Genomic DNA, 22,697 nt, shown 5'->3' on the forward strand with positions numbered 1-22,697 from the left:
GCGGCGGCCGGGTCCGCGGTCAGCGCGGCTGGGTCACCGACAAGGTCGAGGACGTCACCACGGACGCACCGGTCGCGGCCCATCCGCCGCTCTCCGGTGGGGCCCGGGACGAGGGCCCCCCACGCCACGTTCCGGCCCGCTCCGCCGTCCGCGTAACGGCGAGGTCCGGCCAGTCGCCCGGAACGGCCGAGCAGAGGTGTTGTCGGGTCCTGGTCAACACGCTTCAATGCGGGGGAATCGGCGCCGCGCACCCAGGTGTGCGGGCGCGGCCCCGCCCGGCCCCGGGTGTGCGCCGCACCCGCGGAGGCGGTCCCGCACATCCGCGCAGGCGGTGTGACCGGCCGTAGTGACACTCACAGAAAGGCCCCCCGGCATGCGGCATGCCACAGAGCACGCGGACGTCCCCGCCGCGGAACTGGCCACGGCCCTGCGGGGCGGCCCCTTCCACGTGGCGCTGCGCGCCGCGATCGCCGCACGCGGACTGCCGCTCCAGCGGGTGCAGCACCATCTGTCCCGCCACGGGGTCAAGGTGGGCGTCACCAGCCTGAGTTACTGGCAACAGGGCGCGCGCCGCCCGCAGCGCCCGGAGTCGCTGCGGGCCGTACGCGCACTGGAGGAGATCCTCCGGCTGCCCGACGAGTCGCTGATCCGGCTGCTCGCCGAGTCCGACGGGCACACGCCCGGCGACCACCCGGCGGGCCGCTCCTACCGCTCGCTGGTCGAGGCGTCGGACGTTCTCGACCGGCTCACGGCCGGCCTCGGCTGGTCACCGGACGGTGGATTGCGCACCCTGAGCCACCACGAATGCGTCCGGATCGGCGCCCGGCGGGAGCTGGCGAGCCGCGAGGCCCACCACATCGTGCGCGCGCACCGCGACGGCGTCGACCGTTTCGTCGCCGTCCACCACGGAGACCCGGGCTGCGACCCCCGCCGCGTCACCGTGCACGCCCTGGAGAACTGCCGCACCGGCCGTCTGCGCTGGGACCGGGACACCGGCGTCCTGGTGGCCGAGCTGCTCTTCGGCACGCGGCTGCGCTCGGGCGACACCTTTCTCTTCCGGTACGCCGTCGAGGACGGCACGGCCGGGGCGTCCCGTGAGTATCCGCACCGGTGCCGCTTCCCCGGCGGCCAGTACGCGCTCCAGGTGCGCTTCGACGCGGCGGCGCTGCCGGTGCGCTGCCATCGCTTCGCCCAGCAGTCGGCGGCGGCCCCGCGCACCGGCCGGCAGGAGCTGCCCGTGACCGGTCCCCACCACAGCGCCCATCTGGTCGAGCCACGGCTCCGGCCGGGCATCCTGGGGATCGCCTGGGACTGGGAGTGACCGGCCGGTGTCCCCTGCCGCCCGGCCGTGGGGCGCGCCGCCCGGCACCGGCGGCTCCGCGGTCAGTTCGCCGGACCGGCGACGATCCGGCCGTCGGTGGTCTTCACCGCCAGCTCGGTCAGCGGCTCGGTGGCCGGTGCCGCGACGACCTTGCCGGTGACGGCGTCGAACCGGCTGCCGTGGCAGGGGCAGATCAGCGTCGTCCCCTCCAGCTTGTTGATGGGGCACCCCGCGTGCGTGCAGATCGTGCTGTACGCCTTGAGGCCGCCGTTGCGGTCACGGCTGACCACCACGTTGTGATCCCGGTAGAGCTTCGCGCCGCCCTCGGCGACCTCGCTCTCCTTGCCGAGGTCGACGGACTCGGTGGCGGCGGACGCGGACGAGCCGCCTTCGTCCGGGGAGGAACACGCGGCCAGGGCGAGCCCGGCGACCGGGGCCGCGGCGGCCCCTCGAAGGACGGTACGACGGCTCGCGGAGGAGCGGGCGGGCATCTGGACTCCACTGGTCGAGGGGTGTGCGGAGCGCACGATACCGGGACAGACGTGCCACTCCTCGGGCGGGGGGCGGCGGGCGTGGTCGGTCACCTGAACGTTTACGCCGGACCGGGTCATGGGATAGCGTCCCGGCCGGAAGACGACCGAGGGCCGGGTGGTCGGATCGGTGAGGAACGGTGGGCCCGCGCGGTGAAGGTTCGTCCACCGCGTGTCCTGCGGCGGCCCGGCGCCGGGCCGCGCCGAAGCCGCCGGACGCACCGCACCGTCCACGTTGTCCGAGAAGGGAACCGCCGCGTGATCGTCGTCGCCGGTGAGGCACTGATCGACCTGGTACCGCAGGGCACGGGTGCCCTCGCGGACCTGAAACCGGCGCCGGGCGGCGGCCCGTACAACACCGCCGTGGCCCTCGGCAGGCTCGGCTCCCCCACCGCCTTCTGCTCGCGGTTGTCGTCCGACGCCTTCGGTGAGGCCCTGCTCGACGGGCTGCGGCGGGCCGGAGTCGAGGTGTCCGGCGTACAGCGGGGGCCGGAGCCGACGACCCTCGCCGTGGCCACGATCGACGCCGGCGGCTCGGCCGCCTACTCCTTCTACGTCGACGGCACCGCCGACCGTCTGTTCACCGCCCCCGCCGCACTCCCCGCCGGGACGCGCGCGATCTCCTTCGGTACCTGCTCGCTCGTCCTGGAGCCGGGGGCGAGCGCCTACGAGGAGCTGTTGCGGACGGCTGCCGGGCAGGGGGTGTTCACCGCGCTCGACCCCAACATCCGGGCCGGACTGATCCCGGACGCGGACGCCTACCGGGAGCGTTTCAGGAGCTGGCTGCCCTCGGTGACGCTGCTGAAGCTGTCCGCGGAGGACGCGGCATGGCTCGGCGGCACGCCGAGCGCGTGGCTGGCCGCGGGACCAGCGGCCGTGGTGATCACGCGGGGCGGCGACGGGCTGACCGTGTTCACCCGGGACGGCGGGGAGCATTCCGTGCCGGGCGAGAAGGTCGATGTCGTGGACACCATCGGAGCCGGCGACACGGTGAACGCGGCCTTGCTGCACGGGCTGGCGGCCCGCGACGCGCTGTCCGCCGAAGCGCTCGCCGCCCTCGGGACGGAGGGCTGGACACGGCTGTTGCGCTTCGCGGCACGGGCGGCGGCGATCACCTGCTCGCGGGCGGGGGCCGAGCCGCCGTACGCGGCGGAGCTGGGTGATCCGGCCGCGCTGTGAGCGGCTGTACTCCCCTGTGCTGCTGACAAGGTACGACCGGGCCGGTGGTGTGCGGCGACCTGCCGGGACGCCGGACCGGGCTTGCTGATCGTGGAACGGGCGGCGCCCCGAGGGAAGTTCCCGCGGGGCGCCGGTTTTCTGACGAGATCTCAGACCTGCTCCACCGAGCCGCCCTCGGCGCCCGTCGTCTCAGGAACTGCGGGTCCGCGTGGTCTTCTTCGCGGGCGTCGCCTTCTTCGTGGCCGTGGCGGCCTTCTTGGTCGCGGTGCTGTTGGCCTTGGCCTTGGACTTGGCGGTGCTGTCGGCCTTGGCCGTCACCGTCTTCCTGGCCGGTGCCTTGGCCGCGGCCGTCTTCCGGGTCCTGCCGCCGCGCTGGGACTCGACCTGCTGGGCGTCGCTGACGCGGTCGGCACCGAGGATCTCCCGCAGGAACTTGCCGGTGTGACTGGCCGGGACCCCGGCGACCTCCTCCGGCGTGCCCTCGGCGACGACCAGGCCGCCTCCGGCGCCGCCCTCGGGGCCCATGTCCACGATCCAGTCGGCGGTCTTGATCACGTCGAGGTTGTGCTCGATGACGATGACCGTGTTGCCCTTGTCGACCAGTCCGCCGAGGACCTTCAGCAGCTTGCTGATGTCCTCGAAGTGCAGACCGGTGGTCGGCTCGTCCAGGACGTAGACCGTGCGTCCGGTGGACCGCTTCTGCAGTTCGCTGGCGAGCTTGACGCGCTGCGCCTCACCACCGGAGAGGGTGGTGGCGGACTGGCCGAGGCGCACGTACCCGAGACCGACGTCGTTCAGCGTCTTCAGGTGGCGGGAGATCGCCGGGACCGCCTCGAAGAAGTGCATGGCCTCCTCGATCGGCATGTTCAGGACCTCGGCGATGGACTTGCCCTTGTAGTGGACCTCCAGGGTCTCCCGGTTGTACCGGGCGCCGTGGCAGACCTCGCACGGGACGTAGACGTCCGGGAGGAAGTTCATCTCGATCTTGATCGTGCCGTCGCCCGCGCAGTTCTCGCAGCGGCCGCCCTTGACGTTGAAGGAGAAGCGGCCGGGCAGGTAACCCCGGACCTTCGCCTCGGTGGTCTCGGCGAACAGCTTGCGGATGTGGTCGAAGACACCGGTGTACGTCGCCGGGTTGGACCGCGGGGTCCGGCCGATCGGCGACTGGTCGACGTGTACCACCTTGTCCACCAGGTCGTCGCCGTCGACGCGGGTGTGCCGTCCGGGGACGGTCCGGGCGCCGTTCAGCTCGCGGGCCAGGTGGGTGTACAGGATGTCGTTGACCAGGGTCGACTTGCCGGAGCCGGAGACACCGGTGACGGCCGTGAACACGCCCAGCGGGAAGGACACGTCGATGTCCTGGAGGTTGTTCTCGCGGGCGCCGTGCACGGTGAGCTGCCGGGACGGGTCGCGCGGGCGGCGTACGTCCGGAAGCGGGATCGCCTTGCGGCCCGAGAGGTACGCGCCGGTCTGCGACTCGGTGTTGGCCAGCAGCTCCTTGACGGAGCCGCTGTGCACCACCTTGCCGCCGTGCTCGCCGGCGCCGGGGCCGATGTCCACGATCCAGTCGGCGACCTTGATCGTGTCCTCGTCGTGCTCCACGACGATGAGCGTGTTGCCCATGTCCCGCAGCCGGACCAGGGTCTCGATCAGCCGGTGGTTGTCCCGCTGGTGCAGACCGATGGACGGTTCGTCCAGGACGTACAGGACGCCGACGAGGCCCGAACCGATCTGGGTGGCCAGGCGGATGCGCTGGGCCTCGCCGCCGGAGAGGGTGCCGGCCGCGCGGTTGAGCGAGAGGTAGTCCAGGCCGACGTCGACCAGGAAGCGCAGCCGCTCGTTGACCTCCTTCAGGACCCGCTCGGCGATCTTCTTGTCACGGGGGCTCAGCTTCAGTTCGCCCAGGAAGTCCGCGCAGTCGCTGATCGACATCGCGGAGACCTCGGCGATCGACTTCCCCATGATCGTGACCGCGAGGACGATCGGCTTCAGGCGCGTGCCCTCGCAGGAGGGGCAGGGCACCTCGCGCATGTAGCCCTCGAAGCGCTCGCGGCTGGCGTCGCTCTCGGCCTCGCTGTGCCGGCGCTTGACGAAGGGCACCGCGCCCTCGAAGGGGGTGGTGTAGACCCGCTCGCGGCCGTACCGGTTGCGGTAGCGCACCTCGATCTGGGTCTTGTGGCCGTAGAGCAGGGCCTTCCTGGCGCGCTGCGGCAGGCCCGCGAAGGGGATGTCCGTGCGGAAGCCGAGGGCGTCCGCGAGGGCGCCGATCAGACGGCCGAAGTAGTCCTTGGTGTGTCCGTGCGACCACGGGTGGATGGCGCCCTCGTCCAGGGACTTGTCCTCGTCCGGGACGATCAGCTCCGGGTCGACCTCCATGCGCGTGCCGATGCCGGTGCACTCGGGGCAGGCGCCGAAGGGCGAGTTGAAGGAGAAGGAGCGGGGCTCCAGCTCCTCGAAGGACAGGTCGTCATACGGGCAGTAGAGGTGCTCCGAGTACATCCGCTCGCGCTCGGGGTCGTCCTCGGGGAGGTCGACGAAGTCGAGCACGACCATGCCGCCGGACAGGCCGAGGGCCGTCTCCACGGAGTCGGTCAGGCGCCGCTTGGCGGAGTCCTTCACGGTGAGGCGGTCCACGACCACCTCGATGGTGTGCTTCTCCTGCTTCTTCAGGATCGGCGGATCGGACAGCTGGACGGTCTGGCCGTCCACGCGCGCGCGGGAGTAACCCTTGGTCTGGAGGTCGGCGAAGAGGTCGACGAACTCGCCCTTGCGTTCGCGCACCAGCGGGGAGAGCACCTGGAAGCGGCTGCCCTCGGGCAGCTCCAGGACCTTGTCCACGATGGCCTGCGGCGACTGGCGCGAGATCGGGCGGCCGCACTCCGGGCAGTGCGGCTTGCCGATGCGCGCGAAGAGCAGACGCAGGTAGTCGTAGACCTCGGTGATCGTGCCGACCGTCGAGCGGGGGTTGCGGGAGGTCGACTTCTGGTCGATGGAGACCGCGGGGGAAAGACCCTCGATGAAGTCGACGTCGGGCTTGTCCATCTGGCCGAGGAACTGCCGTGCGTACGAGGAGAGCGACTCCACGTAACGGCGCTGGCCCTCGGCGAAGATCGTGTCGAAGGCCAGGGAGGACTTGCCCGACCCGGACAGGCCCGTGAAGACGATGAGCGAGTCACGAGGCAGGTCGAGCGAGACATTCTTCAGATTGTGCTCGCGCGCGCCACGGACGATGAGACGGTCGGCCACGCCGGTCCGCACCTTTCTTGGGAGAAGTGACAGGGGCGGGGCCCCCGTGCTTCTTCAGACTAGGGGGAGCCACTGACAACGTCGGGCGGATTGCCCGGTTGCATAACAATCCCCGGCCATCCAGCATGCCCGATGCCGCCACCGACGATATAGCACGTGCATTCGATTTGCGGGCGGGGTTCGTCACCTTCACCCGAAGGAGTGGCCGGGCTAGGGTCGGCGCCATGATGGATCACGCTCATGACCTGGCCTGTGTACGTGAGGCGACCGACCGGCTGCTCACCGCGGTCGCCGCACTGGACAACGCCGCGCTCGCCGCGCCGTCACGGCTCCCGGGCTGGAGCCGCGGGCACGTCCTCGCCCACCTCGCCCGGAACGCGGACGCGCTCGTGAACGTCCTCGAGGGCCGTCCCATGTACGCGAGCGCCGAGGCCCGGGAGACCGACATCCAGGAGGGCGCGCCGCGTCCTGTGGAGGTCCAGGTCGCCGACGTCCGGGACAGCGCGGCCCGCTTCCAGGCGGCCGGGGACGTGCCCGCGGACTGGACGCGCACGGTGGAGCTGCGCAACGGGGTCACCGACTCCGCGTCGCGGGTCCCGTTCCGCCGGTGGACGGAGGTGGAGCTGCACCACGTGGACCTCGGGATCGGGTACGAGCTGGAGGACCTGCCGGCCGAGTTCGTGGAGCGGGAGACCGGTTTCCTCGCCGAGCGGTTCTCCGGACACCCCGATGTCCCGGCGATCCGCCTCACGGCCGGCACGCGCGCGTGGATCACCGGGCGCGGGACCGATGTGCCCGGGATCACGGTCACCGGACGCCCGGCGGACCTGCTGGGCTGGCTCGCCGGACGTCGCGACGGCGCGGCGCTGGAGGTGGCCGGCGGGGAGCTGCCGAAGCTGCCCCCGCTCTAGGAGACCGCCCGCGGACCACGACCGTCCGCGGGCGCCTCGGAGCGGCCGTGCACCGGGCCCGTCCCGCTATAGGCTGCCGACATGACGTACTCCGGAGAGGTCAAGGTCGGCGGACCGGCGGATGTGCACGAGCTGAAAGACCTGATGATCACCAAGATCGCGGTCGGCCCGATGGACAACAACGCCTACCTGCTGCGCTGCCGGGCCACCGACGAGCAGCTCCTGATCGACGCGGCCAACGAGGCGCAGACGCTCCTCGGCATGATCGGTGACGACGGCATCGCGTCCGTCGTCACCACGCACCGGCACGGTGATCACTGGCAGGCGCTCGCCGAGGTCGTCGCGGCCACGGGCGCGCGTACGTACGCCGGCCGCGAGGACGCCGCGGGCATCCCCGTGCCCACGGACGTCCCCGTCGACGACGGCGACGTGATCAGGGTGGGCCGGGTGGAGCTGACCGCACGCCATCTGGTCGGTCACACGCCCGGCTCGATCGCACTGGTCTACGACGACCCGCACGGCCACCCGCACGTCTTCACCGGCGACTGCCTCTTCCCCGGCGGTGTCGGCAACACGCACAAGGACCCGAAGGCGTTCGCGAGCCTGATCCACGACGTGGAGACGAAGATCTTCGACGCGCTGCCGGACGAGACGTGGGTCTACCCGGGGCACGGCAACGACACGACGCTGGGCGCGGAGCGGCCGCATCTGCCGGAGTGGCACGCGCGCGGGTGGTGAGCGGGGAACGGGCCCTCCACGGCCGGTCCGCACGGCACCGTCCGCGGACCCGCCCGCGCTCCCGGTCGAGGTCGTGGCCGAAGTCCTGGTGCCGAGAACATCCTTCGCCCCGGCGCGTTCGGCCGTACCCGCGCCCCGCGCGGGCACGTCGCACGCGCGCCGGGCGCGCACCGCACACCACACACGCTCCGGGCGCACACCGCCTCGGCACGCGCCCCGTGTGATTCCTTCGCCCGGACGAAGCCCCTGTGCGCACTCGCGGAGAACGGCGCTCCGCAGTCAACTGGTAGCAGCCCGCTCAGGACACCGGTTCCTGAAGCGGTAGGGCCGCCGGTCTCCAACCCACCGCCCTCGGCCGGCGGCCCAGGCATCACCCGCACGCGCACAGCACGCGGCCATGTTCACACAGCCGCAACACCCGTTCCCAGTATGCGGACAACTACCGCTGTGACCTGGACAGATGCCGCGTTCGCTGCCACTCTCCCGCCATGCATCCTGCCCCTCGCACCCTGCGCCGCGCGGTCGCCGCCGCCACCGTAGCCCTGCTCGCCACCGCTGTCGGCTGTGCGCCGCAGCCCGAGGAGAAGGCGTCCGCCACCTCGTCCGGGCCGGCCGCGAAGACCTGCGCCAAGGGCAAGCTCGCCACGAAGACGTCCGGGAAGCTGACGATCGCGACGGACGAACCGGCGTACGAACCCTGGTTCAAGGACGGCAAGCCCGCCAACGGCCAGGGCTTCGAGTCGGCCGTCGCGTATGCCGTGGCCAAGCGGCTCGGTTACGACAAGAGCGCCGTCGTCTGGCAGAGTGTGCCGTTCAACAAGGCGTTCGCGCCGGGGGTGAAGAGCTTCGACTTCGACATCAACCAGGTTTCGATCAGCGACGAGCGCAAAAAGGCCGTCGACTTCTCCTCCGGCTACTACGACGTGCGCCAGGCCGTCATCGCGCTCAAGGGCGGCAAGGCGGCCAAGGCGACGAGCATCGCGGACCTGCGCGAGCTGAAGCTGGGCGCCCAAGTGGGCACCACGAGCCTCGAGTACATCGACGACCTGGTGAAGCCGACCCGGCAGGCGGCCGTCTTCGGCAAGAACGACCAGGTCAAGTCCGCGCTGAAGAACGGTCAGGTCGACGCCGTCGTCACCGATCTGCCCACCGCTTTCTACATCACCGCCGCCGAGGTCACGGACGCGAAGATCGTCGGCCAGTTCGAGAACCGGGGTGGCGCACCCGAGCAGTTCGGACTCGTGCTGGACAAGGGCAGCGCGCTGACCTCCTGCGTGACCGCCGCCGTCGACGCCCTGCGCGAGGACGGCACGCTGGCCGGCATCGAGAAGCGGTGGCTCTCGGAGGCCGTCGACGCCCCGGTGCTCAAATGACGGTCGTCAAGGGCGAACCGGTCCCGGAAGGGGCGGACGACCCCGGTGACATGGCCCGTGGCGGTCCCGGCGGCGACGGCTACGTGCCCTCCGAACGGCGCCTGGCCCGCGAACGCCACCATCGCGCGCGTGCCCGCCGCGCCACGGCGGTCGCGGCCCTGTCGACCCTCGTCACCGCGGCGCTGCTCTACCTGGTCGTCGTCAACGCCCCCGGCTGGTCACGCACCAAGGAGACCTTCCTCAGCGCGCACTACGCGCGCGAGGCGTTCCCGAAGGTCCTGGAAGGGCTGTGGCTGAACCTCCGGCTGCTGCTGGTCTGCGGGGCCGCCGTCCTGGTCCTCGGCATGCTGATCGCGATCGCGCGGACCCTGCGCGGCCCGGTCTTCTTCCCGCTGCGGGTGCTGGCGGCGGCGTACACCGACTTCTTCCGCGGCCTGCCGCTGATCATCAATCTGATGATCGTCGTCCTGGGCGTGCCGGCGCTGCGGCTGCAAGGCGTGACGGTCGATCCGGTGCTGCTCGGCGGCACGGCGCTGACGCTGACCTACTCGGCCTATGTGGCGGAGGTGTTCCGGGCCGGCATCGAGTCCGTCCACCCCTCGCAGCGCGCGGCGGCCCGCTCGCTGGGCCTGACCAGCCGGCAGGCCCTGCGCCACGTCGTGCTGCCGCAGGCGGTGCGCCGGCAGGTGCCGCCGCTGCTCAACGACCTGGTGTCGCTGCAGAAGGACACCGGTCTGGTGTCCATCGGCGGTGCGGTGGACGCCGTGCGCGCGGCCGACATCATCGTGGGCCGCAGCCTGAACTACACGCCGTACATCGTCGCGGGGCTGGTCTTCGTGGCGCTGACCATCCCGATGACCCGGTTCACCGACTGGGTGACGGCCCGGATGGACCGTCGGCGGGAGCAGGGAGGGTCCCTGTGAGCACCCGGGGAGGATCGCTGTGAGCACGCTGGAGAACGCGCCCGAGGGCCACGGGCCCGTCCTGCGCATGGAGTCGGTCCGCAAGACCTTCAAGGGCTCGGTCGTCCTGCGGGACGTGCACCTGGAGGTCGCCCCGCACACGGTGACCGCGCTGATCGGCGCCTCCGGTTCGGGCAAGTCCACGCTGCTGCGCTGCGCCAACCTCCTGGAGGAGATCGACGACGGCGCGATCTGGCTGGACGGCGAGGAGATCACCGACCCGCGGGTGGACCAGGACGCGGTACGGCGCCGGATCGGCGTCGTCTTCCAGGCGTACAACCTGTTTCCGCACATGACCGTGCTCGACAACATCACGCTCGCGCCGCGCCGGGTGCACGGGGTGACCCGCGCGGAGGCCGAGGAACGGGCCAGGGAGCTGCTGGAGCGGCTAGGCCTGGCCCAGAAGGCGGATGCCTACCCCGACCGGCTCAGCGGCGGCCAGCAGCAGCGGGTGGCGATCGTACGGGCCCTCGCGGTGCGGCCCCGGCTGTTGCTGCTGGACGAGATCACGGCCGCGCTCGACCCGGAACTGGTGGGCGAGGTGCTGGAGGTGGTCCACGGCCTGAAGGAGGAGGGCATGACCATGGTGCTGGCGACGCACGAGATGGGGTTCGCGCGGGAGGTCGCCGACCAGGTGTGCTTCCTGGACGGCGGGGTCGTGCTGGAACGCGGCAGCGCCGAGCGGGTCTTCGACGAGCCCCGGCACGAGCGCACCCGGCGCTTCCTGCGCCGGATCGTGGAGACGGGCCGGCCGTAGTCCCGCGCGCGGTGTCACCCGTCCGCCCGCGCCGCCCCGAGCAGCGCCGCGACGCGTTCCACGCCGAACACATAGCCCTGCACCCCGCAGCCGGCGATCACGCCGTCGGCGCGCTGGGAGACGTACGAGTGGTGCCGGAAGGGCTCGCGCTGGTGGATGTTGGAGATGTGCACCTCCAGCACGGGCATGCCGTCGCAGGTGTTGAGCGCGTCCAGGATGGCGATCGACGTGTGCGAGTACGCGCCGGGGTTGATGACGATCCCGCAGTGCCCGAGCCGCGCCTCGTGGATCCAGTCGACGAGCCGGCCCTCGTGGTTGGACTGCCGCAGGTCCACCGTGCCGCCGTAGGCCGCCGCCGCCTTGGCGCACAGCGCCTCCACGTCGGCCAGTGTGTCCTTGCCGTAGATCTCGGGCTGGCGCTGGCCGAGCAGGTTCAGGTTGGGCCCGTTCAGGATCATGATCGGGGCGTTGGCCAGGGTGCGGGGCACGGTTCCTCCGGTCCGTCGGTGGGCGGCGCGTCCGCGGCCGCCGCTCGTCACCGACCGGTCTATCACGCCGTCCCCGGGCGGACGGCCGGCCATGCACGCCGGTGCCACGGCGCGCACCACCGGTCCCGCGGTCACCTCCGCACGCCCCCGTAACTGCTGATCACGGTGGGTAGTTGACCCATCATGCACGATGTACAGGCTGTGAACAGGCCGTCCCTGCCGCGGCTCGCCGCCGCCTCGCTCGCCGGGACGGCGATCGAGTTCTACGACTTCTTCGTCTACGGCACCGCGGCGGCCCTGGTGCTCGGACCGCTGTTCTTCCCGACGTTCTCGCCCGTGGCGGGCACGCTGGCGGCGTTCGGGACGTTCGGGGTGGGGTTCATCGCCAGGCCGCTGGGCTCGGTGCTGTTCGGGCATCTCGGGGACCGGCGCGGCCGCCGGCCGGTGCTCGTCGCCTCATTGCTGCTCACCGGCGCCGCCACGGTCGCGGTCGGCTGTGTGCCGTCCTACGACACCATCGGTGTCGCCGCTCCCCTGCTGCTGCTCGTCCTGCGCTTCCTGCAGGGGCTGGGGCTCGGCGGGGAGTGGGGCGGGGTGGTGCTGCTGACCGTCGAGCACGCCCCCGCCGGGCGGCGCGCCCTGTGGTCGAGCTTTCCGCAGATGGGCCCGGCGCTCGGCTTCGGGCTGGCCAACGGGGTGGTGCTCGCGCTGTCGGCGGCGCTGTCCGACGCGGAGTTCGCGCGCTGGGGCTGGCGCGTGCCGTTCTGGGCGGCCGGAGCGCTGGCACTGGCCGGCCTGTGGCTGCGCTCCTCCCTCGCGGAAAGCCCCAGCTTCCTGAAGATCGACGACCACTCGCGCGTGCCGTTCTTCGAGGTCGTACGGCATCACGGGCGGCTGGTGCTGCTGACGGCCGGGGCGCTCGCGGTGGGCTACGCCGTGTTCTACGCGGTGACGACCTGGTCGCTGGCGTACGCGACGGAGCGGCTCGGTGTGAGCCGTACGGTCATGCTGACGTGTGTCATGGGCGCGGTGCTCGTGCAGGGCGCGCTCGTGCCGCTCGTGGCGCTGTTCGCCGACCGGTTCGGCCGCCGGCCGATGTGTGTGGCGGGATGCGTGGCGTGCGCCCTGTGGATGCTCCCGATGGTCGCGCTGCTGGCGACCGGTGAGCCGTTGCTGATGTTCCTGGGCATCCTGGGCGCCCTGCTCGCCTTCGTCACCGCGTTCGCGGTGATCGCCGCCTATCTGCCGGAGCTGTACGAGCCGCGGGTGCGCTGCACGGGCGCCGCCGTGGGTTACAACCTGGGCGGGGTCCTCGGCGGCGCCCTCACCCCGATCGTGGCCACGGCGCTCGCGGAGCGGGGCGGGCGGGTGCCGTGGGGGGTGGGCGCGTATCTGACGGGGATCGCGCTGATCAGCCTGGTGTGCTTCACGCTGCTGCCGGAGACGCGTCCGGTGCCCGTGGCGGCGGTGGAACCGAAGCCGGTCACGGGCTGACCGGACGTGCCTGCGCGGGCCGTCGGCTAGGGGTTGACCGCCAGCTCCAGGTAGGCCGCGAACAGCACCAGATGGACGCCGCCCTGGAGCGGTGTGGCCCGGCCGGGCACCACGGTGAGGGAGCTGACCACGACGGTCAGCGCGAGCATCAGCATGTGGGTCGGGCCCAGGCCGAGGACGAGCGGTCCGGACAGCCAGACGGAGGCGAGGGCCACGGCGGGGATGGTCAGGCCGATGCTGGCCATCGCGGAGCCGAGCGCGAGGTTGAGGCTGGTCTGCACCCGGTCCCGGCGGGCGGCGCGCAGTGCGGCGATCGTCTCGGGCAGCAGGACGAGCAGGGCGATGATCACACCGACCACCGCGTGCGGCAGGCCGGCCGCCGCCACGCCCGATTCGATCGTGGGCGACACCCCCTTGGCCAGGCCGACCACACCCACCAGGGCCAGGCCGAGCAGGCCCAGGCTGAGCCAGGCCTCGCGCGCGGACGGGGGCGAGGCGTGGTCCTCGCCGCTGATCGCTGCGCCCTGCCGGGTGACGGGCAGGAAGTAGTCACGGTGCCGCACGGTCTGGGTGGTCACGAACAGTCCGTAGAGGATCAGTGAGGACAGCGCGGCGAAGGTCAGCTGGACGGTGGAGAACTCGGGTCCGGGCTTGCTGGTGGTGAAGGTCGGCAGCACCAGGCTGAGCGTGGCCAGCGTCGCCACGGTCGCCAGAGCGGCGCCGGTGCCCTCGGGGTTGAAGAGCGCCGTGCCGTGCCGCAGGGAGGCGACGAGGAGGCTGAGACCGACGATGCCGTTGCAGGCGATCATCACGGCCGCGAAGACGGTGTCCCTGGCCAGTGTGGAACTCTTGGCACCGCCGTCCGCCATGAGGGTGACGATCAGGGCGACCTCGATGATCGTGACGGCGACGGCGAGCACCAGGGAACCGAAGGGCTCGCCGACCCGGTGCGCGACCACCTCGGCATGGTGCACCGCCGCCAGGACGGAACCGGCCAGGACGAGGGTCACCAGGCCGACGAGGAAGCCGGGCAGGTCCCGGCCCCAGGTGAGGGCCAGCAGGACGACCGCGAGCACCGGCACGAGCATCGTCCATTGGCGGGTGAGCGACCGGAGCCGAGTGATCATGCGGCGATGGTCGCAGAAGCGTACAGGATTCGCATTCCGTGCTTTTCGGATACCTCTCGTCCTTTCCGTTGCGGGGAGGGATGCCGGTGGGACCGGTCCCAGCCTCATGGCGAGACCTCGCCAAGGGGGCTGGGCGAGGTCTCGGACTTCCGCGACGGTGCCGGCGTACGGCGGCACCGTCACACGTCGACGCGCTCCTTCGGGGCGTCTTCGCCCTCGGCGTGCGCCGCCTGCTTCCTGGTGGCGAGCAGGCTGGTGACCGTGGTGACGGCGAGGACCGCGCAGATCACGCCGAGCGAGACGGGTATGCCGATCTCGGGGACGTGGACACCGGACTCGTGCAGGGCGTGCAGTACGAGCTTGACGCCGATGAAGCCGAGGATGACCGACAGGCCGTACGACAGGTGGACCAGCTTCTTGAGCAGTCCGCCGATGAGGAAGTACAGCTGGCGCAGCCCCATCAGGGCGAAGGCGTTGGCGGTGAAGACGATGTACGGGTCCTGGGTCAGACCGAAGATCGCGGGTATGGAGTCCAGGGCGAACAGCACGTCGGTGGTGCCGATGGCGAGCATCACGACCAGCATCGGGGTCATGACGCGCTTGCCGTTCTCCTGGATCCACAGCTTGGTGCCGTGGTAGCGGTCGGCCACGCCGAACCTGCGCTCGGCGGCCTTCAGGAGCTTGTTCTCCTCGTACTCGTCGTCCTGCTCCTCCGCCCGGGCCTCCTGGATGAGCTTCCAGGCGGTCCAGATCAGGAAGGCGCCGAAGAGGTAGAACACCCAGGCGAAGCTGGCCAGGATCGCGGCCCCGGCGGCGATGAAGACGGCCCGCAGGACCAGGGCTATGAGGACGCCGACGAGCAGGACCCGCTGCTGGTACCGGGTGGGCACCGCGAACTTCGCCATGATGAGGACGAAGACGAAGAGGTTGTCGACGCTCAGCGACTTCTCGGTGATGAAGCCCGCGAAGAACTCGCCGGCCGGCCTGCCGCCGCCGAAGACGAGGAGGCCGAGGCCGAAGAGACCGGCCAGGGCGATCCAGACGACCGTCCAGACACCAGCTTCCTTGATCGACACCTCATGCGGCTTGCGGCCGATGAAGAAGTCGACCGCGATCAGCGCGGCGAGACCCGCGATGGTGAGGACCCACAGACCCATGGAGACTTCCACTGCACCTCCGGCATTGCGTGACGGCGAACACATCAGCGTTGTCGCTGCCGGAGGTCTCTTCCACCCGCGATGGGCCGGCGCCCCGGGACCGGAACCGGTCCGTATTGACGGGTGCGCCGCAGCAAGGAGTACTCCCCTCCGTGCGGAAGACAGTACCCCAATCACCAAGGAAAGGTAAAGCGTTTGGCAAAATCAACACCAAATTGGCAGGTCAGAGGCACTTTACCAATGCTTGGTGCGGAGTCTCCTTCTCACGCCGTGACTGGACCGGTGGGCGGTCTCCCCTGCTCAGAGGTGCCGACGGATCGCCGGCATGAGGTCCTGGAAGGTGCGGCCGTTGGCCGGGGCGCCGAGGGCGGTCATCGTCCAGCCGGAGCCCGCCCGGTGCACCTTGGCCATGATCTGGGCGGTGTAGTCGCCCCCTCCGGCCAGGGTGTAGCGGGCGAGTTCCTGGCCGTTGGTCTCGTCCACGAGCCGGCAGAACGCGTTCTGCACCTCCTGGAACGTCTGGCCGGTGAAGGAGTTCACCGTGAAGACGATCTGATCGATGTGGGCCGGGACGCGCTGCAGGTCCACCAGGATCGCCTCGTCGTCGCCGCCCTGTCCGGCGCCGCCGACGAGGTTGTCACCGGTGTGGCGCACCGAACCGTCGTCGCTCACCAGGTGGCGGAAGAAGACGACGTCCTGCGGTTCCTGGCCGGCGAACAGCACCGCCGAGGCGTCCAGGTCCACCTCGCGGGTGCGGGAGCCGAAGAGGCCGCGCCGCTTCGCCGCCTGCCAGCCGAGCCCCATGCGGACCGCGGTCAGGGTGGCCCCGTCGTTCTTCTCCAGGCTGATGGCCTGGCCCTTGGACAAGTTGACGGACACGGCTGAATCCCCTCTCGACAGTCCCCTGCTGCCGCGCCGGGCCGTCGCGCGGCGCGGTTGTCCAGAACCCTACGCAGGGCGACCGCCGGTACCGACCCCGGCCCGCGCTTTGTGTCGGTGTTGCAACACTTGGCACAGAAATGCCGAGGTCGGTGGGTCGGGGGTCAGGCGAGGCCGGCCTCGCGCATCTGACGCAGCTCCTTCTTCATCTCGGAGACCTCGTCGCGCAGCCGGGCCGCGATCTCGAACTGCAGCTCCGCGGCGGCGGCCCGCATCCGCTCGGTCATCTCCTCGATCTGCTCGGCCAGCTCGGCCGCCGGACGGGTTGTGGGCACCGTCTTGCCCTTGGCGGCCTTGCCCGCCTTCGCGCCCTTGGCCGCCTTGTCGCCGAGCGACGGAACGGGCGCCTTCGCCGCCTTGCCGTCCTTCGTCTTGCGGTAACCGGAGCCGAGGAGCTGTTCGGTGTCGACCTCTTCGCGGGCGATCTGCGCCACGATGTCGTTGATCTTCTTGCGCAGCGGCTGCGGATCGATGCCGTTGGCCTTGTTGTAGGCGATCTGCTTCTCCCGGCGGCGGTTGGTCTCCTCGATGGCCTTCTCCATCGCCGGGGTGATCTTGTCGGCGTACATATGGACCTCGCCGGAGACGTTGCGCGCCGCTCGGCCGATGGTCTGGATCAGCGACGTGCCCGAGCGCAGGAAGCCCTCCTTGTCGGCGTCCAGGATCGCCACCAGCGACACCTCGGGCAGGTCGAGGCCCTCACGCAGGAGGTTGATGCCGACCAGGACGTCGTACTCGCCGGCGCGCAGCTCGCGCAGCAGCTCGATGCGGCGCAGGGTGTCGACGTCGCTGTGCAGATAGCGCACCTGGATGCCGAGCTCCAGGAAGTAGTCCGTGAGGTCCTCGGCCATCTTCTTGGTCAGCGTGGTGACGAGGACCCGCTCGTCCTTCTCGGTGCGCTTGCGGATCTCGTGCACCAGGTCGTCGATCTGGCCCTCGGTGGGCTTGACGACGACCTGCGGGTCCACCAGGCCGGTCGGGCGGATGATCTGCTCCACGACGCCGTCCGAGCGGGACAGCTCGTAGGCACCCGGGGTCGCCGACAGGTAGACGGTCTGCCCGATGCGCTCCTGGAACTCCTCCCACTTCAGGGGACGGTTGTCCAGGGCGGAGGGCAGGCGGAAGCCGTGGTCGACCAGGGTGCGCTTGCGGGAGGCGTCGCCCTCGTACATCGCGCCGATCTGCGGCACGGTGACGTGCGACTCGTCGATGACGAGCAGGAAGTCGTCCGGGAAGTAGTCCAGCAGGGTGTTGGGCGGGGAGCCGGGGGAACGGCCGTCGAAGTGCATCGAGTAGTTCTCCACGCCGGAGCAGGTGCCGATCTGGCGGAGCATCTCGATGTCGTACGTGGTGCGCATCCGCAGCCGCTGGGCCTCCAGGAGCTTGCCCTGCTTCTCCAGCTCGGCCAGGCGCTCCCCCAGCTCCTTCTCGATGTCGTTGACGGCCCGCTCCATGCGTTCGGGGCCGGCCACGTAGTGGGAGGCGGGGAAGACGTAGAGCTGCTGGTCGTCGCTGATGATCTCGCCGGTGATCGGGTGGAGCGTGGAGAGCGCCTCGATCTCGTCGCCGAACATCTCGATGCGGACGGCCAGCTCCTCGTAGACCGGGAAGATCTCGATGGTGTCGCCGCGGACGCGGAAGGTGCCGCGGGTGAACGCCAGGTCGTTGCGCGTGTACTGGATGTCCACGAAACGGCGCAGCAGCTCGTCGCGGTCGATCTCGTCGCCGACCCTGAGGGTGACCATGCGGTCCACGTACTCCTGCGGCGTACCGAGGCCGTAGATGCAGGACACCGAGGCGACCACGACGACGTCGCGGCGGGTGAGCAGCGAGTTGGTGGCGGAATGGCGCAGGCGCTCGACCTCCTCGTTGATCGAGGAGTCCTTCTCGATATAGGTGTCAGACTGAGGGACGTACGCCTCGGGCTGGTAGTAGTCGTAGTACGACACGAAGTACTCGACCGCGTTGTTCGGCAGCAGCTCGCGGAACTCGTTGGCCAGCTGGGCGGCCAGTGTCTTGTTCGGCGCCATCACGAGCGTGGGGCGCTGGAGCTTCTCGATCATCCACGCCGTGGTGGCGGACTTGCCGGTGCCGGTCGCGCCCAGGAGGACGACGTCCTTCTCACCGGCCTGGATGCGCCGGGCCAGGTCGGCGATGGCCGCCGGCTGGTCGCCGCTGGGCTGGTAGGGGCTGACGACCTCGAAGGGCGCCACCGTGCGTTCGATGTGGGAAACGGGCCGCATGTCATCCACCGTACGACCCCGCACTGACAACCGGTTCCGATCAGCGGTTCTGCGGGGTGCGGGGGCGGTGGTCCCCGGCCCGGCGGACCGGCCTGTGCCCGTGCGGGACGGCGGGCTCGTGGACCGCGTGGGAGGTGACGGCGGCGGCCGGGACGCCCGGTTTGTGCTCCACGGGCGTCCAGTCGGGCCGGCCCATGACCATCAGCGGGTCGAAGACCACGACGACACCCGCGATGAGCAGGAAGGCGAGCGGGCCGATCAGCATCGGTGCGAGCGAGGACGCCGCGGTCCCGCCGTCGGCGGGGTCGGGGGCGCCGTCGAGGTGGACGCCGACGGCCGCCATCCCGGTGTAGTGCATGCCGCTGACCGCGAGCCCCATGACGAGGCTGGCGCCCACGCTCCACGTGAAGCCCCGTACCTGTCCGGCGGCCCACAGGGCCGCGGTGGCCGCCACGACCGCTATGACGACGGAGGCCGCGACGGTGTAGGTGTTGTAGGTGAACTGCCCGTGGAAGCGGACGCCCGCCATGCCGAGGTAGTGCATCGAGGCGACGCCCAGCCCGGTGATCGTGCCGCCGGTGAACAGCGGGGTGCCGGTGGCGCCCCGGTAGCCGACGATGAAGATGCCGACGCCGACCATGACGATGGCGAGCCCGAGGCTCGCGTAGGTGAGCGTCTTGTCGTAGTGGATCGGCGTCTCCTCGATGGTGAAGCCCATCATGGCGACGAAGTGCATGGTCCATATGCCGGAGCCGATCGCCGCCGAGCCGAGGGCCAGCCAGGCGGGGCGCCGGGAGTGTGTGACCAGCAGCGACCGTGTGGTGCAGCGCAGGCCGAGGGCGCCACCGAGGCAGGCCATCAGATAGGCCACCAACGGGGTGACGGCCCCGTAGCTGAATCCGTCGATCGTGCCTTGCATCCGCGGCTGCCCTTCCGCCTTCTTGCGTCCCGGAATACCTGAGTGTGCCCCCGTCCCAGGACGGCGCGGGCGGTCAGGGTTGTCGCAGAGAGTATGACTCCCACCGGAATGGTCGAACGACTTTCCGGCAAAGAAACACGCCCTTGCCGCAGATGTGCGTCACCGGTGAGCGGCCTCGGGACGCCTTCCTTCGTATGTGGCCATCCTGCGCCGGGTGTCGTTGACGCTTTGCTGTCAGTCTGGTGCTGTCGGTATGCCTCGACGGGAGGAGTACGCATGTACGCGCGCGTAGTCGCCGCGACGGTCGTCGCGGCCCTGGGAGCGGCCGCGGCCCTGCTGGGCACCGGTTCCGACGCCCGGGCGGGCGACGGGGTGGTGCCCACCGTGATCGCCCACCGGGGCGCCTCCGCCTACGCCCCCGAGAACACCCTGGCCGCCATCGACAAGGCCGCCCGGCTGGGCTTCTCCTGGGTGGAGAACGACGTCCAGCGCACCAAGGACGGTCAGCTGGTGGTCCTGCACGACGACACCCTGGCACGCACCACGAACGTCGAGGAGGTCTTCCCCGGCCGGGCACCGTGGAAGGTGGGCGACTTCACCGCCGCGGAGATCGCCCGGCTGGACGCGGGCAGCTGGTTCTCCTCCACGTACGCGGGCGTGCGCGTGCCGACGCTGAAGCAGTACATGCGCCGGGTCGAACGCAACCACGAGAAGCTGCTCCTGGAGATCAAGAGCCCGGAGCTGTACCCGGGCATCGAAAAGCAGACACTCAAGCTCCTCCGCAACGAGGGCTGGCTGGACGGCCGGCACCGCAACCGGCTGATCGTCCAGAGCTTCAGCGCCGACAGCGTACGGACCGTACACAGGCTGAAGCCCGCGGTCACCACCGCGTACCTGGGTGCGCCCGCCGTGACGGAGTTGAAGGACTTCGCGCGCTTCACGGATCTGATCAACCCCCCGAACGGATCGCTCACCCGGGAGTACGTCTCGGCGGTGCACGGTCTCCGCGGGCCGCACGGCCGAACGCTCAGAGTGTTCACCTGGACGGTGGACAGCGCGGCCGGCGCCCTCCGGGTCGCCGGCTACGGAGTCGACGGGATCATCACCAACAAGCCGGACGTGGTGCGGGACGCCCTGGATCCGCACTGACCGGGCGAGCGTTGTCAGTGCCGGGCCGTACCGTGGGCGCATGGACAGCCTTGGGCAGGAGCAGCAGCGGGTCGTATGGGCCGTGGTCGGCACGGACATCGGCCCGCTGATGGTGGCGGCGACTCGCAACGGCCTGGTCAACGTGGTTTTCCACGCTTCGGACGCGGTGCGCGACCGGGCACTGCAGCGGCTGGCCGCCCGACTGGGCGGCCGGCTCGTGGAGGATCCGGACTCCCCGTTGCCGGCGGAGGCGATACGCCAGCTGCGGGAGTACTTCGCGGGCGAGCGGCACGGCTTCGACCTGCCCCTGGACTGGTCGCTCAGCTCCGGGTTCAACCGGCAGGTGCTGCGCGAGCTGGCGTCGGGTGTGCCGTACGGCAGTGTGGTCGGCTACGGCGATCTGGCGAAGCGGGTCGGCCAGCCCGGCGGGGGGCAGGCGGTGGGGGTGGCCATGGGCTCCAATCCGCTGCCGGTGGTGGTGCCGTGCCACCGCGTGGTGGAGAGCGACGGCGGCATCGGCGGTTTCGGGGGCGGACTGGAGACCAAGCGGAAGCTGCTCGCCCTGGAGGGTGTGCTGCCGGAGCCCCTGTTCTGACCGGCTCCGGGTGAAGTCCTCGCCGGCGATGCGCGGTTAGTCGTAGTGCCGGGCCTCGAAGACGTTGCCATCGGGGTCGCGGAAGTAGAAGCTCCGCGTGGCGTCGCCGCGGGCGCCCGACAGGCCGGGGTCGATACCGGACACCGGGACGCCGTGCTCCTCCAGGCGGGCGCGCAGGGCGTCGAAGGCGTCGGACGGCAGGGCCAGGCAGACGTGGTTGACCGGGTGGCCCGCGCTGTCGGCCGAGCCGGGCAGCATCTTCATCCGTGCGGCCAGGCTGTGCGGGGCGAGATCCAGAATGGTCTCCTCGTTGACACGTACGGACGGGAAGGACACCTTCCCCTCCGCGTACTCGGCGACATGGACCGGTTCCAGGCCGACGGCCGTTTCGTAGAAGGCGGTCGCGGCGACCGGGTCGGCCACCCACAGGACGACGTGGTCGAGACGCGCACTGTTCTTCGTCATACGCACCAGGCTGGTGGCCTCTCCGGCGGCCCACAAGCGTTTAGCCGGTGCCGGGGCCCGCCAGAGATGAGAGAGGACCGACGGACGGGAGGCGGGCACATGGTGCTGGTGGTGTCGGAAGAGGTCCGGGAGGCGATCGGCGCGCGGCGGCCGGTGGTCGCCCTGGAGTCCACGATCATCGCGCACGGCCTGCCCCGCCCGCGCAACCTGGAGGTGGCACTCGAACTGGAGGAAGCGGTACGGCGGGAGGGGGCCGTGCCCGCGACGGTCGCCGTGCTCGACGGGCGGCCCCGGATCGGTCTGGACAAGGAAGAGCTGGAACGGGTCGCGAACGAGGACATACGCAAGCTGGGCCACCGTGATCTGCCGTTCGCCGTGGCCGCGGGGGTGAGTGGGGCGACCACCGTCTCGGCGACGGCCCGGCTGGCCGCGCTGGCGGGTATCCGGGTGTTCGCCACCGGCGGGCTGGGCGGTGTGCACCGGGAGTGGACGGTGACGCAGGACGAGTCGGCGGACCTGGGGCTGCTGGCACGGACCCGGATCACGGTGGTGTGCGCGGGCGTGAAGTCGATCCTGGACGTGCCGGCGACGCTGCAACGCCTGGAGACGCTGGGCGTGGCCGTCGCCGGGTACGGCACGAACCGGTTCCCGGGCTTCTACCTGGCGGACTCGGGGCATCCGGTCGACTGGACGCTGGACACTCCGGAGCAGGTCGCCGCCGTCATGCGCGCCCAGGACGCCCTCGGCGCGCCGGAGTCCGCGCTGATCGTCGCCAACCCGGTCCCGAAGGCGGAGCAGCTCGAACCCGCTCTGCACGCGCGCGTGCTCGCCGACGCGCTGCGCGCCTGCGCGGAGCAGGGTGTCACCGGGCAGGCGGTGACACCGTTCCTGCTGGACTACCTCGTACAGCACACCGACGGCGCCTCGCTGCACGCCAACCTGGCCGCGGTGCGCGGCAACGTACGGCTGGCGGCGCGGATCGCCGCCGAGTGGGCCAGGGGGTGAGCCCGGACCGGAACGGAACCCTGCTGGTCGTCGGGGACGTGGTCACCGACGTGGTCGCCCGGCACCGCGGGCCGCTCGCGGCCGGCACCGACACCGCCG

Annotated in this window: 20 protein-coding genes and 1 pseudogene; 12 read left to right on the top strand and 9 right to left on the bottom strand. The window is 70.9% G+C overall.

What is annotated here, in order from left to right; all coding sequences use genetic code 11:
- The first annotated feature begins 373 nt into the window (after nt 1-373).
- Nucleotides 374-1,321, top strand: a complete 948-nt coding sequence (locus tag H5J33_RS03240; protein ID WP_181793265.1) for a hypothetical protein — start codon at nt 374-376, stop codon at nt 1,319-1,321.
- Between the two features lie 62 nt (nt 1,322-1,383).
- Here H5J33_RS03240 and H5J33_RS03245 read toward each other — a convergent pair whose 3' ends face one another.
- Complete coding sequence (locus H5J33_RS03245) at nt 1,384-1,812, bottom strand: Rieske (2Fe-2S) protein (protein ID WP_181793266.1); 429 nt, start codon at nt 1,810-1,812, stop codon at nt 1,384-1,386.
- Between the two features lie 297 nt (nt 1,813-2,109).
- On the opposite strand from H5J33_RS03245, the gene H5J33_RS03250 reads away from it, so the two are divergent.
- Nucleotides 2,110-3,030: a carbohydrate kinase gene (locus H5J33_RS03250; protein WP_181793267.1), complete on the top strand. Its 921-nt coding sequence runs from the start codon at nt 2,110-2,112 to the stop codon at nt 3,028-3,030.
- 189 nt (nt 3,031-3,219) lie between these two features.
- Here H5J33_RS03250 and uvrA read toward each other — a convergent pair whose 3' ends face one another.
- The gene (gene uvrA, locus H5J33_RS03255) at nt 3,220-6,276 is read right to left on the bottom strand and encodes an excinuclease ABC subunit UvrA (RefSeq protein WP_181793268.1); all 3,057 of its coding nucleotides are present in this window, start codon (nt 6,274-6,276) and stop codon (nt 3,220-3,222) included.
- Between the two features lie 224 nt (nt 6,277-6,500).
- Between uvrA and H5J33_RS03260 the strand changes: the two genes are divergently transcribed.
- From H5J33_RS03260 to H5J33_RS03280, 5 genes are all read left to right on the top strand, one after another.
- Nucleotides 6,501-7,187 carry a maleylpyruvate isomerase family mycothiol-dependent enzyme gene (locus H5J33_RS03260; protein WP_181793269.1) on the top strand — a complete coding sequence of 229 codons (687 nt, stop codon included), beginning with the start codon at nt 6,501-6,503 and terminating at the stop codon, nt 7,185-7,187.
- 81 nt (nt 7,188-7,268) lie between these two features.
- Complete coding sequence (locus tag H5J33_RS03265) at nt 7,269-7,925, top strand: MBL fold metallo-hydrolase (protein WP_181793270.1); 657 nt, start codon at nt 7,269-7,271, stop codon at nt 7,923-7,925.
- A 488-nt stretch (nt 7,926-8,413) separates the two neighbouring features.
- Nucleotides 8,414-9,298 (top strand): ABC transporter substrate-binding protein, encoded by an 885-nt coding sequence (locus H5J33_RS03270; RefSeq protein ID WP_181793271.1) that lies wholly within the window; start codon nt 8,414-8,416, stop codon nt 9,296-9,298.
- Nucleotides 9,295-10,221, top strand: a complete 927-nt coding sequence (locus H5J33_RS03275; RefSeq protein WP_181793272.1) for an amino acid ABC transporter permease — start codon at nt 9,295-9,297, stop codon at nt 10,219-10,221. The genes H5J33_RS03270 and H5J33_RS03275 overlap by 4 nt, the downstream gene beginning before the upstream one ends.
- 67 nt (nt 10,222-10,288) lie before the next feature.
- Nucleotides 10,289-11,017, top strand: a complete 729-nt coding sequence (locus H5J33_RS03280; RefSeq protein ID WP_181793284.1) for an amino acid ABC transporter ATP-binding protein — start codon at nt 10,289-10,291, stop codon at nt 11,015-11,017.
- Between the two features lie 14 nt (nt 11,018-11,031).
- Here H5J33_RS03280 and aroQ read toward each other — a convergent pair whose 3' ends face one another.
- Nucleotides 11,032-11,505 (bottom strand): type II 3-dehydroquinate dehydratase, encoded by a 474-nt coding sequence (gene aroQ / locus H5J33_RS03285; protein WP_181793273.1) that lies wholly within the window; start codon nt 11,503-11,505, stop codon nt 11,032-11,034.
- Nucleotides 11,506-11,688: 183 nt separating this feature from the next.
- On the opposite strand from aroQ, the gene H5J33_RS03290 reads away from it, so the two are divergent.
- A complete protein-coding gene (locus tag H5J33_RS03290; RefSeq protein WP_181793274.1) occupies nt 11,689-12,999 on the top strand; it encodes an MFS transporter in 1,311 nt (436 codons plus the stop codon).
- A gap of 26 nt (nt 13,000-13,025) precedes the next feature.
- On the opposite strand, the gene H5J33_RS03295 is transcribed toward H5J33_RS03290, so the two are convergent.
- The 5 genes from H5J33_RS03295 to H5J33_RS03315 all read right to left on the bottom strand — a co-directional run bounded on the left by H5J33_RS03295 (nt 13,026) and on the right by H5J33_RS03315 (nt 19,384).
- Nucleotides 13,026-14,126 (bottom strand): calcium:proton antiporter, encoded by a 1,101-nt coding sequence (locus tag H5J33_RS03295; RefSeq protein WP_181793275.1) that lies wholly within the window; start codon nt 14,124-14,126, stop codon nt 13,026-13,028.
- A gap of 179 nt (nt 14,127-14,305) precedes the next feature.
- Entirely contained in the window at nt 14,306-15,295 is a 990-nt protein-coding gene (locus H5J33_RS03300) for a TerC family protein (RefSeq protein WP_181793276.1), read from the bottom strand.
- 288 nt (nt 15,296-15,583) lie between these two features.
- Nucleotides 15,584-16,162, bottom strand: a complete 579-nt coding sequence (locus H5J33_RS03305; protein ID WP_181793277.1) for a TerD family protein — start codon at nt 16,160-16,162, stop codon at nt 15,584-15,586.
- A 164-nt stretch (nt 16,163-16,326) separates the two neighbouring features.
- On the bottom strand, nt 16,327-18,465 hold the full coding sequence (gene uvrB / locus H5J33_RS03310) for an excinuclease ABC subunit UvrB (protein WP_181793278.1): 2,139 nt from the start codon (nt 18,463-18,465) through the stop codon (nt 16,327-16,329).
- A 40-nt stretch (nt 18,466-18,505) separates the two neighbouring features.
- Nucleotides 18,506-19,384: an MHYT domain-containing protein gene (locus tag H5J33_RS03315; protein WP_181793279.1), complete on the bottom strand. Its 879-nt coding sequence runs from the start codon at nt 19,382-19,384 to the stop codon at nt 18,506-18,508.
- Nucleotides 19,385-19,660: 276 nt separating this feature from the next.
- Here H5J33_RS03315 and H5J33_RS03320 point away from each other — a divergent pair, with 276 nt between their 5' ends.
- On the top strand, nt 19,661-20,533 hold the full coding sequence (locus H5J33_RS03320) for a glycerophosphodiester phosphodiesterase family protein (protein ID WP_181793280.1): 873 nt from the start codon (nt 19,661-19,663) through the stop codon (nt 20,531-20,533).
- 40 nt (nt 20,534-20,573) lie between these two features.
- Nucleotides 20,574-21,128 carry a methylated-DNA--[protein]-cysteine S-methyltransferase gene (locus tag H5J33_RS03325; protein WP_181793281.1) on the top strand — a complete coding sequence of 185 codons (555 nt, stop codon included), beginning with the start codon at nt 20,574-20,576 and terminating at the stop codon, nt 21,126-21,128.
- Nucleotides 21,129-21,164: 36 nt separating this feature from the next.
- Here the strand turns inward: H5J33_RS03325 and H5J33_RS03330 are convergent, their stop codons facing one another.
- Entirely contained in the window at nt 21,165-21,593 is a 429-nt protein-coding gene (locus tag H5J33_RS03330; protein ID WP_181793282.1) for a VOC family protein, read from the bottom strand.
- A gap of 99 nt (nt 21,594-21,692) precedes the next feature.
- Between H5J33_RS03330 and H5J33_RS03335 the strand changes: the two genes are divergently transcribed.
- Together H5J33_RS03335 and H5J33_RS38260 are read left to right on the top strand one after the other, a co-directional pair.
- Complete coding sequence (locus H5J33_RS03335; protein WP_181793283.1) at nt 21,693-22,598, top strand: pseudouridine-5'-phosphate glycosidase; 906 nt, start codon at nt 21,693-21,695, stop codon at nt 22,596-22,598.
- Nucleotides 22,583-22,697, top strand: a pseudogene (locus H5J33_RS38260) (sugar kinase); the annotation flags it as partial. The gene H5J33_RS03335 and the pseudogene H5J33_RS38260, both read left to right, overlap by 16 nt.

This window comes from Streptomyces sp. WELS2, from assembly GCF_013870595.1.
Lineage (GTDB): Bacteria > Actinomycetota > Actinomycetes > Streptomycetales > Streptomycetaceae > Streptomyces.

Coding starts and splice junctions, on each gene's coding strand:
- H5J33_RS03315 (WP_181793279.1), bottom strand. CDS start 19,384: ATGCAAGGCACGATCGACGGATTCAGCTACGGGGCCGTCACCCCGTTG.
- H5J33_RS03280 (WP_181793284.1), top strand. CDS start 10,289: ATGGAGTCGGTCCGCAAGACCTTCAAGGGCTCGGTCGTCCTGCGGGAC.
- H5J33_RS03295 (WP_181793275.1), bottom strand. CDS start 14,126: ATGATCACTCGGCTCCGGTCGCTCACCCGCCAATGGACGATGCTCGTG.
- H5J33_RS03335 (WP_181793283.1), top strand. CDS start 21,693: ATGGTGCTGGTGGTGTCGGAAGAGGTCCGGGAGGCGATCGGCGCGCGG.
- H5J33_RS03290 (WP_181793274.1), top strand. CDS start 11,689: ATGCACGATGTACAGGCTGTGAACAGGCCGTCCCTGCCGCGGCTCGCC.
- H5J33_RS03330 (WP_181793282.1), bottom strand. CDS start 21,593: ATGACGAAGAACAGTGCGCGTCTCGACCACGTCGTCCTGTGGGTGGCC.
- H5J33_RS03325 (WP_181793281.1), top strand. CDS start 20,574: ATGGACAGCCTTGGGCAGGAGCAGCAGCGGGTCGTATGGGCCGTGGTC.
- uvrB (WP_181793278.1), bottom strand. CDS start 18,465: ATGCGGCCCGTTTCCCACATCGAACGCACGGTGGCGCCCTTCGAGGTC.
- H5J33_RS03320 (WP_181793280.1), top strand. CDS start 19,661: ATGTACGCGCGCGTAGTCGCCGCGACGGTCGTCGCGGCCCTGGGAGCG.
- H5J33_RS03275 (WP_181793272.1), top strand. CDS start 9,295: ATGACGGTCGTCAAGGGCGAACCGGTCCCGGAAGGGGCGGACGACCCC.
- H5J33_RS03260 (WP_181793269.1), top strand. CDS start 6,501: ATGATGGATCACGCTCATGACCTGGCCTGTGTACGTGAGGCGACCGAC.
- H5J33_RS03240 (WP_181793265.1), top strand. CDS start 374: ATGCGGCATGCCACAGAGCACGCGGACGTCCCCGCCGCGGAACTGGCC.
- H5J33_RS03270 (WP_181793271.1), top strand. CDS start 8,414: ATGCATCCTGCCCCTCGCACCCTGCGCCGCGCGGTCGCCGCCGCCACC.
- H5J33_RS03265 (WP_181793270.1), top strand. CDS start 7,269: ATGACGTACTCCGGAGAGGTCAAGGTCGGCGGACCGGCGGATGTGCAC.
- H5J33_RS03245 (WP_181793266.1), bottom strand. CDS start 1,812: ATGCCCGCCCGCTCCTCCGCGAGCCGTCGTACCGTCCTTCGAGGGGCC.